The sequence below is a fragment of the Planococcus halotolerans genome (assembly GCF_003289955.1).
Taxonomy (GTDB): domain Bacteria; phylum Bacillota; class Bacilli; order Bacillales_A; family Planococcaceae; genus Planococcus; species Planococcus halotolerans.
In genome coordinates this window covers 64703-78338 of record NZ_QLZR01000009.1, presented here as the reverse complement: position 1 = coordinate 78338, position 13636 = coordinate 64703, and the positions used below count along the sequence as shown (strand labels likewise).

General features: G+C 41.4%; 24 protein-coding genes. 4 read left to right on the top strand and 20 right to left on the bottom strand.

The window, feature by feature from the left end; translation table 11 throughout:
- Positions 1-39: 39 nt before the first annotated feature.
- The 20 genes from DP120_RS16905 to DP120_RS16815 form a co-directional block, all read right to left on the bottom strand.
- Entirely contained in the window at positions 40-528 is a 489-nt protein-coding gene (locus DP120_RS16905; RefSeq protein WP_112224806.1) for a helix-turn-helix domain-containing protein, read from the bottom strand.
- Positions 529-539: 11 nt separating this feature from the next.
- Positions 540-734 (bottom strand): hypothetical protein, encoded by a 195-nt coding sequence (locus DP120_RS16900; RefSeq protein WP_112224805.1) that lies wholly within the window; start codon positions 732-734, stop codon positions 540-542.
- An 88-nt stretch (positions 735-822) separates the two neighbouring features.
- Positions 823-1026 carry a hypothetical protein gene (locus DP120_RS16895; protein ID WP_112224804.1) on the bottom strand — a complete coding sequence of 68 codons (204 nt, stop codon included), beginning with the start codon at positions 1024-1026 and terminating at the stop codon, positions 823-825.
- Positions 1027-1107: 81 nt separating this feature from the next.
- A complete protein-coding gene (locus DP120_RS16890; protein WP_112224803.1) occupies positions 1108-1611 on the bottom strand; it encodes a hypothetical protein in 504 nt (167 codons plus the stop codon).
- Positions 1612-1696: 85 nt separating this feature from the next.
- Complete coding sequence (locus DP120_RS16885; protein ID WP_112224802.1) at positions 1697-2242, bottom strand: hypothetical protein; 546 nt, start codon at positions 2240-2242, stop codon at positions 1697-1699.
- A complete protein-coding gene (locus DP120_RS16880; RefSeq protein ID WP_112224837.1) occupies positions 2242-2433 on the bottom strand; it encodes an XtrA/YqaO family protein in 192 nt (63 codons plus the stop codon). Before DP120_RS16880 ends, DP120_RS16885 begins: the two co-directional genes overlap by 1 nt.
- An 80-nt stretch (positions 2434-2513) precedes the next feature.
- Positions 2514-2681 carry a DUF6011 domain-containing protein gene (locus DP120_RS18545; protein ID WP_165843823.1) on the bottom strand — a complete coding sequence of 56 codons (168 nt, stop codon included), beginning with the start codon at positions 2679-2681 and terminating at the stop codon, positions 2514-2516.
- 12 nt (positions 2682-2693) lie between these two features.
- Positions 2694-3503 carry a DNA adenine methylase gene (locus DP120_RS16875; RefSeq protein ID WP_112224801.1) on the bottom strand — a complete coding sequence of 270 codons (810 nt, stop codon included), beginning with the start codon at positions 3501-3503 and terminating at the stop codon, positions 2694-2696.
- A 272-nt stretch (positions 3504-3775) separates the two neighbouring features.
- Complete coding sequence (locus DP120_RS18540; RefSeq protein ID WP_165843822.1) at positions 3776-4132, bottom strand: YopX family protein; 357 nt, start codon at positions 4130-4132, stop codon at positions 3776-3778.
- Positions 4119-5096, bottom strand: a complete 978-nt coding sequence (locus DP120_RS16865; protein ID WP_112224799.1) for a DnaD domain protein — start codon at positions 5094-5096, stop codon at positions 4119-4121. The genes DP120_RS18540 and DP120_RS16865 overlap by 14 nt, the downstream gene beginning before the upstream one ends.
- A gap of 28 nt (positions 5097-5124) precedes the next feature.
- Complete coding sequence (locus tag DP120_RS16860; RefSeq protein ID WP_112224798.1) at positions 5125-5826, bottom strand: MBL fold metallo-hydrolase; 702 nt, start codon at positions 5824-5826, stop codon at positions 5125-5127.
- Entirely contained in the window at positions 5826-6806 is a 981-nt protein-coding gene (locus DP120_RS16855; protein ID WP_112224797.1) for a recombinase RecT, read from the bottom strand. The genes DP120_RS16860 and DP120_RS16855 overlap by 1 nt, the downstream gene beginning before the upstream one ends.
- A gap of 1 nt (position 6807) precedes the next feature.
- Positions 6808-8781: an AAA family ATPase gene (locus DP120_RS16850; protein ID WP_112224796.1), complete on the bottom strand. Its 1974-nt coding sequence runs from the start codon at positions 8779-8781 to the stop codon at positions 6808-6810.
- Positions 8782-8881: 100 nt separating this feature from the next.
- Positions 8882-9238 (bottom strand): YqaI family protein, encoded by a 357-nt coding sequence (locus DP120_RS18730; protein ID WP_240612026.1) that lies wholly within the window; start codon positions 9236-9238, stop codon positions 8882-8884.
- 128 nt (positions 9239-9366) lie between these two features.
- Positions 9367-9558 carry a hypothetical protein gene (locus DP120_RS16840; RefSeq protein ID WP_112224795.1) on the bottom strand — a complete coding sequence of 64 codons (192 nt, stop codon included), beginning with the start codon at positions 9556-9558 and terminating at the stop codon, positions 9367-9369.
- A 12-nt stretch (positions 9559-9570) separates the two neighbouring features.
- On the bottom strand, positions 9571-9834 hold the full coding sequence (locus tag DP120_RS16835; RefSeq protein ID WP_165843821.1) for a hypothetical protein: 264 nt from the start codon (positions 9832-9834) through the stop codon (positions 9571-9573).
- Positions 9835-10068: 234 nt separating this feature from the next.
- Positions 10069-10599 carry a helix-turn-helix domain-containing protein gene (locus tag DP120_RS16830; protein ID WP_112224793.1) on the bottom strand — a complete coding sequence of 177 codons (531 nt, stop codon included), beginning with the start codon at positions 10597-10599 and terminating at the stop codon, positions 10069-10071.
- A gap of 62 nt (positions 10600-10661) precedes the next feature.
- Positions 10662-10967: a hypothetical protein gene (locus DP120_RS16825; protein WP_112224792.1), complete on the bottom strand. Its 306-nt coding sequence runs from the start codon at positions 10965-10967 to the stop codon at positions 10662-10664.
- Positions 10968-11009: 42 nt separating this feature from the next.
- The gene (locus DP120_RS16820; RefSeq protein WP_112224791.1) at positions 11010-11246 is read right to left on the bottom strand and encodes an ORF6C domain-containing protein; all 237 of its coding nucleotides are present in this window, start codon (positions 11244-11246) and stop codon (positions 11010-11012) included.
- A 16-nt stretch (positions 11247-11262) separates the two neighbouring features.
- Positions 11263-11511, bottom strand: coding sequence for a helix-turn-helix domain-containing protein (locus DP120_RS16815; RefSeq protein ID WP_112224790.1), 249 nt, complete (start codon positions 11509-11511; stop codon positions 11263-11265).
- A gap of 160 nt (positions 11512-11671) precedes the next feature.
- On the opposite strand from DP120_RS16815, the gene DP120_RS16810 reads away from it, so the two are divergent.
- The 4 genes from DP120_RS16810 (at position 11672) to DP120_RS16795 (ending at position 13584) form a co-directional block, all read left to right on the top strand.
- The gene (locus tag DP120_RS16810; protein WP_112224789.1) at positions 11672-12025 is read left to right on the top strand and encodes a helix-turn-helix domain-containing protein; all 354 of its coding nucleotides are present in this window, start codon (positions 11672-11674) and stop codon (positions 12023-12025) included.
- A gap of 78 nt (positions 12026-12103) precedes the next feature.
- Positions 12104-12832 (top strand): PH domain-containing protein, encoded by a 729-nt coding sequence (locus DP120_RS16805; protein ID WP_165843820.1) that lies wholly within the window; start codon positions 12104-12106, stop codon positions 12830-12832.
- A 91-nt stretch (positions 12833-12923) separates the two neighbouring features.
- The gene (locus tag DP120_RS16800) at positions 12924-13382 is read left to right on the top strand and encodes an ImmA/IrrE family metallo-endopeptidase (protein WP_112224788.1); all 459 of its coding nucleotides are present in this window, start codon (positions 12924-12926) and stop codon (positions 13380-13382) included.
- A gap of 16 nt (positions 13383-13398) precedes the next feature.
- Positions 13399-13584 (top strand): hypothetical protein, encoded by a 186-nt coding sequence (locus DP120_RS16795; RefSeq protein ID WP_112224787.1) that lies wholly within the window; start codon positions 13399-13401, stop codon positions 13582-13584.
- The last annotated feature ends 52 nt before the right edge of the window (positions 13585-13636 follow it).

Below are 13636 nucleotides of genomic sequence, written 5' to 3'. Positions count from 1 at the left end.
ATATAGGGACATCGTACGGCAAACGTACGGCAAGGAGGACTAGGAAACTCTCTTTTTTATCTTCCTTTTGGCTCGTTCAATATAGCTTTGAGCCGTTGACTTTCCTACTCCTAAACCTTTTGCAATCTTTGCTACACTAATCTGCCGGCCGACATGCAAAACGTAACAATGTCGCTCACGAAACGATAAAGAGGAAAATATATCAGCCATAATGATTTTTTCTTCAGCAGACATATAGAGGTGCTTAGGACCTTCCTCAATCTGTTCAGTAATATCAGGGATGAAGTCAATGCTCTGGAATGACTGATACTGATATACACCTTTTCTATCCGCTCCACGATAATTATTAGGATCTCGACCGGTTTCCAACCACTGCAGCACAAAATCCATTTCATCAATCATGCTGTTGTAATGAGTTAAATCGAGTTTGTCCTGCGGATCTTCTTTGTTCATCTTGTTCCTCTTTTTCACCAACTCGCTACGGTGCTTCTTGTACTGCAAAATCAGCTCATCAGCCCATATCTTCATCTTCACCCCTCCTATCTATTGCGGCGGATTGCTCCACCTCTAGCACGTTTGAATGTCTCGCGATTACTGCCCATTAATTCTTGCAGCTCTCTGTGGCTGAGCTGCTCTTTCGGCTTTTTGCTTCTCTTTGTATCAGCAACTTCTTCTTTAACACTCAGACGGACCACGATGCCTTTTGCTATAAGCTGCTCTCGCATTGTTCTCATTTCACCCATCTCCTTTAAAGTAAATAAAAAAGAGGACACCAAAACAGCGGTTAAGCTGTAATGATGTCCTCCAGTTTGCTGGTGCGGACTATCTAAATTCTTTATAACCCTTTGCTCGAATTGATTCTCTTTCCACTTTTTCAGATTCCGCAATTAATCCAGTGAAATACTCCTTGAATTCCATTTCATCATGTTGATCAGAATTCGTTATAGCTGCTAATCGAAATTTCTTTACTTCGGAATATAAACCATCTGGACGTTTAACTTGATAAAGTACTTCGATATTTTTCAAAACTCTTCCCCCCTTCCCCTTTCGAGCTATAAATGACTTATTAATAATATTCAATTCTCAATTGGAGGGAATTTTTATACTTTATGCAATATTTGTTTCTTCAACTGTTTGAATATTTCCGATATTTTCATTTGAATTTATATCATTTTCTAAGGCTACTTCACATATTGATAAATAAAATGTCGCTTGTTTTATTTTCTCTGAAACCATAACTGTAAAGAATACTAATACGAAAGCCACTATTCCTATTCCCCTAATTAAAGTGGACAGAAGAGTGTCAGATTCAGTTTGCTTTCCCAATTTTAAAACTTCTAAATTTAAAGTGTAATAGTAACCAAGAGCTACTGCAAATATTCCAAAAGTGATCGTTATAAATAGAGTTATGATACTATTTGTACTTGTTGCTATAAAACTCCACGTATTTGGAATACTTTTTAAATCTGCAATATAAAATTTCAATAAATCCTTACTATGTGTTTTAGATAAATGCTCAGTAAAAGCCAACCTATCCGAGTGAGAATTTATACCTCCTGTATTCTTGACTTCTTTCTTTAAGTGTTTTAAAGTACTTTCTTCTAGTCCCATCAAAAATCTTCCCCCTCGTTAACATTCACCCTTTTATAATTTCTCTATTGAGCTGTTATAATGTCCTCCAGTTTGCTGGTGCCGGCTAAAAATTTCTAAAGTCATTCATGATTTTTCCGTGTGATTCTTTTAATTTTTCATCAACAGTTTGAATGACTGATATTTTAAGTTCATCAAATTCCTTGTTTTCCATAATTCGCTTTAAGTTTCTACACTCATGCATAAAAGAGCGAATATTTTCCTCAAATTCCTTGAAATCTTTGTCTTTGACCGTCAAATCCATTGATATAATTTCTGTACAATCATCAATCATTCTGCCTCGGCTAAGGGCATTTAACTCTTTTTGACTTGGAATCCACTCTACAGGAAATTCATTTAATCCAGCTATGTTGCTTCCGGTAAATTTGTAAAGCTCAATGTCTCTTCCGATGCTGAAATATTTCGCTGAAATTAAATGAACTGCTTGCTCAATAGAATCTTTAGATTCGCTAGAATTAATTTTCTTTTTTTTCTTGTTTTCCAATACACTCTTAAGCCCAAAGCCAGCTGCTGGCCCCACTACTACCCAAATCGGATTAACTACATCCCAAACAGGCTTTACAGCTTCCCATACACTTCCAATTACATTCACTAAAAATCTTCCCCCTCATCGAAATTAACCCGCTTCACTTTCCCTTTATACGTAACAATGCTCGTTTCAGCATGAGCAGGAAGTGAGGCATATTTTGCTTTCCCCTGAGAAATTACAAGGATGCAACTTTCTGGTAATTCCATTATATCCAATTCCAGAATTCCTGTCTCCGAAATTTTAACTTCTTGCATGCGCAATAAAATGACCCCCGTTCTCTCTGTAATGGCCAAAAGGATAGCGGCTGCTATCCTTTTTTGTCTATGAAATTCTGTTACCTCTTCACTTTTTTCTGATATTCCAATTCCTCTTCCATCGTAATCTGAATCCGAAGAAACTCCGCGTCTGCTTCATCCTGTTTCTTTTTGCAAGTTGGACCATAACCGACGTCGATACTCTTGACGGTCTTCAACTGTCGGTTGCACCGTTTACAAGTTTCCATTGCCTCCACTCCTCATTTAAATAATGAATCCTGAAAGTACCCTGCCTTAGCAGCAACCTGGTTAATCCACAGCACTTCTTGCCGGCGAGCTCCTGCTTCAGCTGCTACATCGAGAGTTTGACGTTCCCAGTCGCTGAGCTTGCTGTCATAAATTTCGTGAGCATAGCCTGACAGTAGGACCGGTCCAGGATGTGCATCCAAAACTTCGAGCAATTCCATGTGGTCCTCAATCGTCATTTCATGCTTATAATGGCGCTTGGTTCTCGTCTCGATGATGTATGGCGGATCCGCGTAAATTAGCACGTTGCTCCGCTTGTAGCGTTCAATCAACTTCACAGCTGGTTGGTGCTCTATCTGCGCTTCCTTCAACCGGTCAGTGACAAGCATTATCTTTTCAGGCAACTTGCTCCATTCCTTCGCCACATCTGGACCATTCGAGGAAATTAAGCTTCGCCACCCTGTTCGGTCGCTTGTTTTTGCTCCGATAGCTTGCCAACAGCGGACCAGGAATCTTCTGGCGTCCTCGATGCTGTCCCCGGTCTCGAATTCGTACGAAGCATAGTAGTCTTCCCTGGAGAAAGGCGTCCATTCGATTTTTCTTGCCAGCTCCACCGGGTGGTCTCTGATGACTTTGAATAGATTCACGATGCTGCTGTCCATGTCATTGATTGTTTCAATTCCTGACTTCTCTTTTTTGAAAAAGACGGCACCGGACCCAAAGAATGGTTCTAAATACGTTTTGTGCTCCTGCATGTGGTGAATAATCCAGTCGCTCATGCTCCACTTGCTGCCGGGATAATGTAATATTCGTGGTACCGACATCCATCCTTCCCCCTAATCCCGTTTCATTTTTTCCCTGGCAATCAATCGACAGAGATCAGCATTATTCATACTGTGCAACGGCTCGTTACTTGGTCCTGAAGTAATACCGAGACTGTGCAAGTCACGAAGGTAAATCTGTTTCATACGCTCGTCCACGGACTGTGATTTATGCGCTGTTCTTCCCAATTTATTCCCTCCTTCAATTGTTTTCCAGTTGGCTATGATTGTGTTACCGAATTAAAAGAATATATTGACAACTTAATTTTAAAAAATTAGACCTTCAGCAATTCAGGGTTTTCGTAGATGTTGCCGATGACTTCAACTACGCTTAAGTGATTTCCAAGCAATTCTTCAGATGCCTCTGAGCCACCACTTAATTGCAGGTCGATTTCGTAAAGTCCAAACTCCTTATTCCATTTCACCGATGTTAATTGAGTGCCATAAAAAGCAGAAAGTATATGCCCCTCAAAAATCTCAACGCCGTTTTTGTCTTTTAATCCGGTATACTGCAAGAACCTTAAATGCTCATGGGTACAAAAGGCGGAAAAATTCAGGCCGACATTTGAATCATTCCAGTGCGTGTATTCTCTGGTACGCGTGTTGTAAAAATTGAATTTAATCTCCCTCATATCCTCGCCCCTTTTTAGCTGCCAGTTCGGCAAGTATCTTTTGCTTTTCTTCTTCAAATTGGCTATTCGACTGCGGCACCGTTTCCGGCACACGTTCCTCTTCGGGTTTCCCAAACCATTCCGGGAGCAATTCTTCCCGCATCGGCTTGTTGCCGTAATTTGAGCGCGGTTGATACCTGCCAGCGCTTTTCTGAGTAGCTTGCTTATTGAATTTGTTGCGTTCATGCGACTGGATCTGCTCGATGGTCTTCAGCTTGCTGTCCGCCCATTCCTTGAACAGGTATTCGACAAAGCCGAAATTTCTTTTATTGCGGTTAGCAGCAATCGATATAGCCTCGATGATGATTTCCGGTTGTTGATTGAAATCGTCAAACCATTTGCCGAACGATTCGATTTGCAAAGGTGACAGCCTGCAAATATTTTCTTCAAAGGTCTGCAGCATATTTCCGAAATCATCAGCCGGCTGGGTGGTAGTTGTAGCTGTAGTAGAATTAAGTTCTTTAGTTCTTAAGTTCTTTAGTTCTTGTTCTTGTTCGCTGTTAGTTCGCAGTTCGTTCGCACTTAGTTCGTAGTTAGTTCGCACTTCCTCTTTTTCACCGTTCGCACTTTCTTTTTTTATGTCTTCCGAATCCTGATACAGCGAGTAGTTAACGATGGTAAACAGTGTTCCTAGTTCCGTTTCTTCAACGTTCACCCTTTCGTCGTCAACAAGTTTGCTAACACATTTCTTAATTGTGCTAAGTGAAAGCGTTTTGAACCCCCTGCCTTCTTTATAAGAGAGGTCATCCGCAAGTTTTCGATAGGATCGAATGTACTGTCCGCGCTTCAATACTCGTCCTTTAATCTTTACGCCATCCTGGTGACTTGCCTTGGCAATCAGAAAAACAAATAAGCGGAAAGTGTTGGCGTCATGCCAAATATCTGAATCAAACATTTCTCGGTGTAATTTAAACCATCCTTGCACATCAGTACCTCCTTCCTATCGAAAATCTTTAGGGAATATAAATCATCTTGCCGGTGAGCTCCGCGACTTCCTGGCGGAACATTTCTTCATTGCTGTTGGAATCAGATAGATGTAGAAGCCAAATCTCCTGCAGCTGTGTCAGGTCATTCGCTTTTAGAAATTCCTTCATGTTCTCCAGTGAGAAATGCGACTGCATCAGCCGCTTTCTCAGGATCTTCGGCGTCCTTCCGGAAGCAATATTATCGTCCAATATCTTCTGCGAGTAATTGCATTCCACCATCAAATGGGTAAGACCTTTGAAGCGGTACCTGATGTAATAGGTGTCTGTCGCGAATAGCAGCTTTTCGCTTGCCGTATTCACCAACAGGAAACCAAACGGCTCGGAGACGTCATGCTGCACGTCAAACGGCAAGATGGTCCATGTCCCTATCTGGAACTGCTTTTTGTTTTCTATCGCTATCAAGCGGTGATGCTCGATGCCTATGGCCTGTTTTGTTCCCGGTGAAAGGTAACAGTCGATGCCGCCTTTCAGGACCTCAGACAAGCCTCCACAGTGGTCCTTATGCTCGTGAGTAATCAGGCAGCCTTTAATGTTCCGTGTTTGGAAGTTCAATTTGCGCTGAATGTCTTTGAACCGGATTCCTGCTTCCAAGAGAAGGGGCGTATGGCCATCCGTAATGTGGTAGCAGTTCCCCTTCGATCCGGTAGCAAGTGTTGTTATTTCAATCATCAGAAGCCAGGGCCTTCAGTTGTAGGCACAGTTTCTTTTACCGGCTGTTCATTTAAAATTTCGCCAGTAGTCTGATCTACATCAATCGTCTCGGTGTCGTCAAAATCAAAATCTTTCCCACCCGATTGCGGCGATTCGATGTCTAAGATTTCTTTATTTGCATTTTCATTGATTTCACGGCGTACTGCCGTTTCTTCTTCCTGGTTTTCAACATAAGCATAAGCAGTGGCATTTACTTTCTTCGGATCCACCTGCAACTTATCCGTCACTCGGTGGACGAGTGTTTTGTATCTCATTTCGACCGGGTGCTTGGACCAAAACGCATCACTTTGTGCCGCCTTTTTGGATTTTTCGAAGTCCTTTTCGCCGACCATAATGAGTGTGTTTTTCTTGGGATCTTCATAAACGATATATCCGAATCCGCCAACGATATCTCCACGATCAAAAGCGTTTTTGATATTGAATTCATAGGACTCGATTTCATTAGAAAATGATTTTTTCAATGGGATAAACTCGTCAGTGCTGTAAACCAGCTCGTAGATGATATCCACTGGTACATCCACAGCAACTTGCTGGCGGTAGTATGCTTTGCCGACATAACCAACTCGTAAATCCAAGTCGTATTTACCTTCTCGCTTGTTAAAATAAGGCACAGGATGAACGTGGTTAGGTACAAGGGCATCAAGCCCTAACTGAACGCGATGCACGGCATCCAGTGCTAATTTACGCATGTTCACGTTCTGCCAAGTGTACGGTTGACCGTATGGCTTTGGAGCAGCCAATCGCTTAGTCTCCAAATCCTTGAGGACATTATCTACTTTTAAGAACAAATGCTGCGCTAATGTTTTTTCATAATCCGAGAACGCCATCGGCGCCCCCGCTTCTGCAGCAAACTGGGTCTCAACATTTTTCAAAAACCGTTCAGACTGCGTAGCTTGTAAGCTTGTATCTTGCGTTTTCAGTTCATTTGGGTTTGTCATATTAAATTGCCTCCTCTAATTTGATGTTTTCGACACGCAATTTCTTATCCGTTTCCGATACGACCAGGCTAATTAACTGCGCTTCGGTATCGATCAATTTCGTCACAGCCTCAGCATTATCGACGAATATCGGTGCCTGGATGCCATGGAATTCGGACAGCGTGTTAATGATGTCCAAACCAACATTGATGCGAGCTGCGTTGTTCAGTCCGGCTGTGTAAGGAACGCCGTCATACAAGGCTTCACACATCTCCTCTAATCCGCCATTGATATTTGTTTTAAACAGTTTGAAACGGGCAAATTGGAATTTGGCGTTGATTCTTTCTTCCATGATTCTGACCTTCGCCCGAATGAATTCATCCGTCAGATAGAGGTTATGTTCGAGTTTTTCAAATTCAGCTGCCAGCTGCTCTTCCTCTTCTTTCAGTACCTGGATGCGCTCTTTCAGCCCTTTTACATTGGCATAGCGGGCAATTTTCGTATGAATGTTATCGCGTCTGATTTTCTTTTCGGCGATTTCCTCTTGCACAGAGCCGATTGCCTCCTCAGCTTTATTATTCAATTCCGCTATATCGGAACGAAGATGCGCAGCTTCCATTTGCAGATTGCTGTATTCTTGGTTGCCTTCGACATCCTGAATGCTGTTCTCAGCAGTATGCAGCTCTTCTTTGATTTTGTTGATGGCCTTTTCTTTGCCGGCAATCGGCTCAATCAAGGCATCGATTTCTTTCTGCAGGCGCTCAATTTCGTTCTGATACTTTTTCTTCTCGGTTTTGCCGCGCTCGCCTTCTTGCGTGATTTTCCGCAATTCGTCAGATTTCCGTGCATTAAACTGAGCCATAGCTTTTTCCTTGGCTGCATGGACTTTCTCTTCCGGCAGTTCTTGTCCGCAAGCCGGGCATTCACATTCCACTTCATGGGTGAATTGTTCGCCGTTCACGTTATGCCACTGATTCCGTAAATCCATTAGTCTAGTTTCAACACGTTGGACATTATCTTGGTTAAACTGCAATTGGCCTTCTGCAGAGCGCTTGCTTGACTGGAACGTCTGCAGATTAGATTGTTCTTCCTGAAGCTTCGCCCGTAAACGGTAAACTTCATCTTTCGATCCGCTTTCCAACTTGCGTTTCAGATTCTGGATTTCTATTTCTATTTTCTGCAGATCACCCTGCTTGGTAAGGACGGCATTGCCATTCTTGATGGCGCTGACCTGTCCTTGCAGGTCCTCGATTTCGTTGTCCAGTTGTGCGACTTCCTTACGCAGCTCCGGAACATTCCCGTCCCCTTCTGGAATGGATTTTTCAATCTCATTGATTCGGATCGGGATGCGGTCCAGTTCGTCATTAATTGCCTTTCTGCGGGCATTGACTGTCATCCGGAAGTCTTCCATCGACTTTCCTTTCAAAATTAGCTCCAAGCCCTTCAATTCGTTATTGGATTTGAAGATTTCCGTATTTGATACTTCCCCGACAATGCTGAGAAGGATCTTGCGGCGGTCTTGCCATTTCACCTGTTCATTAAAGTAGGATGGAGACGTCAACAGCTTGAAGATTTCTTCTTCGACGATGGTTTCAATCCGTTTATTGAATTCGCCTTTCTTCAACGGCGTACCATCCATGAAATAGTCCGTTTCATGACCAGAGAACTCTTTCGTAATGGATCCGCGCTTCTGCGTCCATTTTTCCCGGTACACTTTCTTAAGCGTGAGAGATACATTATCCACAGTTAATCCACATTCGACTTCGTGGTCGATCATGTTCTTTTCCTTGCCATTTTGCAGCGTCTTAATGCCAAAGTCTTTTTTATTCTGACTGTCCTTGTCGAACAGGAGCCAAAGGAATGCATCGAACAAAGTGGTCTTACCAGTGGCATTATCTCCGTAAACACGAACATCCTCTCCATTAACGACTAATTCGAAGTCCTTTATACCTTTGAAGTTTGTAAGCTTCAAGCGATTGATTTTTATTTCCTTCATGACTGTTCCTCCCAAGTTGTGCTATACTGAGCACATAATTTGTTTGTATAACTCATCCCACTCCACATGGGACGGTGAGCCGGTTGCTTATGCAGCCGGCTTATTCTATTGCCCGGCAAAACTCGACTCTTGCCACTTCAATCAGATAATCTTCAATGTTATTCTCCAACACTACGCGGCCTGCTCCATCCTGGAACCACTTATCGCCTGTGCGAATTTCCGAACCGAAATGGTCCTCAATCGGATGATCAACAACATGTTTCAGCGATTCATTCTCTATCAACTCCTGAGAAGAAATTTCGTCTTCCATCCAAGTGCGGGTTATCGGACCATGCCAGCAGATATGACTAATGACATTTGATAAAATGCGATCGTTTGCACGTTCAGAGAGGTTTTTCAAACGCACTTCAAAATCTCTAGTGTCGATGTATTCCTGCATACTTTCTACGTTTCTCATTCTCTGCACTCCCTTTCTTTTTTATTTGATCATTCCGGACAATAATGCCAACCGAGCTTGAATTTTGCTTTTGCCAGCTTCAGCAATCAGTTTCTTCCGGTGAACAGTGTAAAGGCGAAATAAATATTTCATACTTTCGCTCCTCTCAAATCCATCATTTCCTGTTCAAGCCACTCATTTGTAACCGGAGAAGATGAACAAGATTTTTTGATAATGCGCTGGATCAGCTTCACTTCCTCAACCCTCGTCAGGTTGCAAGCCATTGCTTCCAGTCGCTTAATGTCTCGGTGCTGAATGCTTTCTACGGTTTCCTGAGTCACTTCCTGTCCTCCTTACAATGTCACTAAGATACCTTGCTTATGCCATTTCACTTCATAGCCTTCATTCCGAAGGACGGTGGCAATGAATATTCCTTCTCGAATCGTTCCAAGCATTTCATTCACGACGAGAACCACATTAGCCCCAGTTTCCGATACTTCCTGAATGACGCTCCTGATGTCAGCCATCTTTTCCGACTTCTCTAATTCACCTAAAGTGATGGCTGCCTTTCCGTATGCCCGCATGTATTCACTTCCTTTCCGATGGTTGAATCCCATCAATAAACTCAGGAACGATTCATGGGGGAATTGCATTCCCGAGCTTATTGACGAGAGCCAAGGCTCTCGCTATACTGAAATAGCTAACATATTTAATTCGGCAGCTGATGTTCGAGCATCAGTTGCTATTTTTTTGTGCTTTTTTAAGAAAGTAAATGTGCAATACAATCATCAATAAAATCAATCCGATAAAATAAAATGAACCCCAAATGTGTAACGGTTCTCCGTATTCAATCACTGCAACCATCCTTTCGCTTTCCACCTTGGCTTAAGGGATTTGAGGCGATCTTTAATCGACACTTCGTATTCCACTTGTACGCGCATCAGGAAATTGTCGATGTGTACCTTTGATTCGATTAGTTCATCAATCATCGCTATGACTCCGTCCATTTCTAATGCCGTCATTTCGCTTGGCGGCTTTGCCAGAGACGTTACTTCTAACTTTTCAAGTCCTTCTGCGATTTCTTGTTTAGCATTAACCCAAAAAGCTAACCGGTGATCTTCGATATTTTTCCCTCTAAGTACAGGCGACGTATAACCCCCCGAAAATTCGTATAAGATATCCATTGAATACGCAGGGTTGTCGAAACAATTCAGTGATTCCCGAGCAATGTCTGCCTGCATGTTTCGCCTACTATTTTTTATGTTGCTGCCATGCTGAGGGGAGATATTCAGCTTTTCAGCAATCTCTTCCCCGCTCATTCCACTTGCAGCAATTAACCGCTCTAATGCGGGACCAGCTAGTGCAGATTTTTTTAACTCCATAGAATTCCTCTCCTTTTTGAATAATTGAGTATCTGTTTCTATTCAGTGATGTTTTGTAGAATTTAAGATAGGTACTGATTCACATATTCCGTATTGGATTCAATCCACTCAAAAACCTTGTCTCTCGGATATCTGCCTTTCACGGTACCTAATCTCGGAAACTCAGGATGAACAACAAGCTTGTCTACAGTCGGAGCTTTTACCTGAAGAATCTCAACTAAATGTTCCTTCTTCAAAACATGAGGGAAATGAAACTTTGTACGAGCGTCTCTGACTCCCTGCTCATAAGCTTGTTGGATTATCTTCTCCAACTTCAGTTGAAAGAGCTGATCTTCCAGGCTTTCAATCGTTACCACTTGTTTTGCCACGTTTCTTCCTCCTTCCTGGGGGCAATCCTGCCTCCTTCCTTTTCAGGAAACTTTTCTTGGCGCCCATCCTTCGATGTATCGAATCACTTCTTGCAGATCCTCGCGCTTAACTTCCTTATAAGTTGAAACTTCAAAACGGCTTTTTATTTCGCGGTACAGCTTCTTGAAAAGTTCTGGATGAACAGCAGGATTCGATTCCAGCTCGTAGACTTTACCGGCAATGGCTTTTTGTATTCTCCGTTGCTCACCAAGATGCAACGTTTCCTGTTCAACCCCCATTTAATCCCCTCCTTTATTAGACTGCTGCGTGTTTTTTCATTTTAATTTCCGTTTTAGCAACACCGGAGTTAAAAAAATCCGATATTTTGCATTCCAAGACTTTGGCTAACTGTGGCAACTGTTCTGCTTTGAATGCATAAGTACCGTTTTCATACTTCATGTAAGTAGAAGCATTCTTCATTTCCATACTGTCAGCCATATCTTGTAAGGTTTTAGCGAGTTGATTTCTTCTGTTTTTAATAAATGTTAAATCTAAAGATTCCATTTCACCCCTCCTTTAATTTCTGTTTTAGCAACCCCTTACACAAACAATATCATTGCTATTTTAGAAATGCAAGCTTTTTTATTGCTGTTTTAGAAATATATATTTTTCCATTTTAGAAACGTGATAAAATAAGGTTGCATAAGTAGAAAGTGGTGAAAAAATGGATTTAGGTAAACGCATAGTTAAACTAAGAGAATCTAAAAACTGGAATCAGCGTGAATTGGCTAGAAGAGTAAATTTAAATGTGAGCGTTATGAACAGAATAGAGTCCGGCGAACGCCCAGCAAGAGATCATGAATTAGTAGCTATAGCAAATGCCTTGGATGTAACCACTGATCAGCTTTTAGGACGAGAAGAAAAAAATAAAACTGTTACTGATATGGCTGAATTTGAAGAGTTTTTAAATGATCCAAAAATTTCAAAACTGTACAGTGAATACAAAGAAAGCTCTGAAGAACGACGAGAAGCACTTTTAGCTGCCTGGGAATATTTAAAATCTTTGGATAAAAAATAATCCAAGGTTTTACATATAGTACTTTTCAATCTAGTGCTACCATTATTACTAAATCTATCTAACAGAGGAGAGGTTATTTTGGGTTTCTTCAGAAAGAAAGAGATAAGCGCAGAAGAGCAAGAAAGACTTAATACTGAAAAGGCGGAGAAAGAACAAGTGCGTGCTGAAAAGGCGGAAGCTAAAGAAAAACAACGAGCTATAGATAGTGCTGCTCGTACTGAAAAGAAGGAAGCTAAGAAAGCCGCTGAACAAGCACATTTAGAACGATTCTTTGGAACCGATCCAAGTTTTGAAGATAAAATGAACGTAAGTATATATTCTTGGGCTATTGATCGAGTACGGGAAAATTTGCTGGAAGAAAATGAAGTTGTACTTTCTACAGTTCCCGCCGAATTTGACAAGTCCGAAAAGAAGGAAGTTAAAGGCGTATTAATAGCGACTAATCAAAAATTAATTTTTTCATCTAATGTAATAGGCAAAGAATATCTTGAAGTTATGGACTACAAGAGTATGACTGGTATTACTTTAGAGAGCGATGGATTCCGTAAAAAAGAACTTCATGTGATGTCTGGAAGAGAAAAAAGAATCTTTGACGACATTAAAGAAGATAAGCAGTTAGAAAAAATGTTAAGCGGTGTAAGAAAGCAGATATCACTTGCGAGATCAGGGGGAGGCACTACTCAAGCGCCCGTTGTCCCCCAGACTGACAAATACCAGCAGCTGGAGCAACTTGCTAAGCTGAAAGGACAAGGTATTTTAACCGAGGAAGAATTCCAAAGTGAAAAGTCAAAGGTCTTAGCTCAATAAAACATTAAAATTATTCCCTACTTTCCAAAAGTAGGGTTTTCTTTTACAATATAAATAGAACGTGTGTTCTTATCGAAAGGAGAGGCGCAGCATGAAAAGAACTTATAATCATCTGGAGGAATACATCCGCCGACTCTTACAAGGGATTGATATTTATCACCCTCACCAACTCAACATTGAAAATGTTTCAACAAGACTGGGATTATCCGTGCATTATCTTGGAATTGATTCTATGTTTCTAGCTGGGCATATCTTTCTCGATAGCAGAAAAGCAGAAAAATCCCAGTGGCAAGATTTCGGCCATGAATTATGTCACGCTCGTTGGCATGAAGGAGATCAAGCTCTTATTGGTGTGATGATGAGAGAGTATCAGGAATGGAAAGCAGATAATTTTGCTTTACATTTATGTATTCCAACTTTTATGTTGCAAAAACTGAATCTTCCTAGTGATGAAAGAAGAACCGTATGGATGATCCAAGAGACTTTCGGTGTGGAGAAAGAATTCGCCGAAAAACGCTTAATGCACTACTTAAAAAATTACATACATTGAAAAGGAGAAGAACTTAATGAGAACAGTCGAGTACATACATTTAAAAGAATTAGGAAATCACCAACGGAAGAACCCTGGAATTTATCCTGTGTTTAAACGTATCCATCAAATTGAGGGCGAGCTAGTTGGAGAAGTTGAGGGATATAGTGATGGTTTTGGCACAAGAATTGAAGTAGATACCCCTGAAATTCTTCTGAATTGAATAGACCGACATCTGGAACTATTCAAGCTAATCTTTAACGATGGAACAAAGG

Bases quoted from the DNA above. Each gene is read 5' to 3' on its own strand.
- DP120_RS16905 (WP_112224806.1), bottom strand. From the start codon at position 528: ATGAAGATATGGGCTGATGAGCTGATTTTGCAGTACAAGAAGCACCGT.
- DP120_RS16900 (WP_112224805.1), bottom strand. From the start codon at position 734: ATGAGAACAATGCGAGAGCAGCTTATAGCAAAAGGCATCGTGGTCCGT.
- DP120_RS16890 (WP_112224803.1), bottom strand. From the start codon at position 1,611: ATGGGACTAGAAGAAAGTACTTTAAAACACTTAAAGAAAGAAGTCAAG.
- DP120_RS16880 (WP_112224837.1), bottom strand. From the start codon at position 2,433: ATGCAAGAAGTTAAAATTTCGGAGACAGGAATTCTGGAATTGGATATA.
- DP120_RS18545 (WP_165843823.1), bottom strand. From the start codon at position 2,681: ATGGAAACTTGTAAACGGTGCAACCGACAGTTGAAGACCGTCAAGAGT.
- DP120_RS16875 (WP_112224801.1), bottom strand. From the start codon at position 3,503: ATGTCGGTACCACGAATATTACATTATCCCGGCAGCAAGTGGAGCATG.
- DP120_RS18540 (WP_165843822.1), bottom strand. From the start codon at position 4,132: ATGAGGGAGATTAAATTCAATTTTTACAACACGCGTACCAGAGAATAC.
- DP120_RS16860 (WP_112224798.1), bottom strand. From the start codon at position 5,826: ATGATTGAAATAACAACACTTGCTACCGGATCGAAGGGGAACTGCTAC.
- DP120_RS16855 (WP_112224797.1), bottom strand. From the start codon at position 6,806: ATGACAAACCCAAATGAACTGAAAACGCAAGATACAAGCTTACAAGCT.
- DP120_RS16850 (WP_112224796.1), bottom strand. From the start codon at position 8,781: ATGAAGGAAATAAAAATCAATCGCTTGAAGCTTACAAACTTCAAAGGT.
- DP120_RS18730 (WP_240612026.1), bottom strand. From the start codon at position 9,238: ATGAGAAACGTAGAAAGTATGCAGGAATACATCGACACTAGAGATTTT.
- DP120_RS16835 (WP_165843821.1), bottom strand. From the start codon at position 9,834: ATGGGATTCAACCATCGGAAAGGAAGTGAATACATGCGGGCATACGGA.
- DP120_RS16830 (WP_112224793.1), bottom strand. From the start codon at position 10,599: ATGGAGTTAAAAAAATCTGCACTAGCTGGTCCCGCATTAGAGCGGTTA.
- DP120_RS16820 (WP_112224791.1), bottom strand. From the start codon at position 11,246: ATGGGGGTTGAACAGGAAACGTTGCATCTTGGTGAGCAACGGAGAATA.
- DP120_RS16815 (WP_112224790.1), bottom strand. From the start codon at position 11,511: ATGGAATCTTTAGATTTAACATTTATTAAAAACAGAAGAAATCAACTC.
- DP120_RS16810 (WP_112224789.1), top strand. From the start codon at position 11,672: ATGGATTTAGGTAAACGCATAGTTAAACTAAGAGAATCTAAAAACTGG.
- DP120_RS16800 (WP_112224788.1), top strand. From the start codon at position 12,924: ATGAAAAGAACTTATAATCATCTGGAGGAATACATCCGCCGACTCTTA.
- DP120_RS16795 (WP_112224787.1), top strand. From the start codon at position 13,399: ATGAGAACAGTCGAGTACATACATTTAAAAGAATTAGGAAATCACCAA.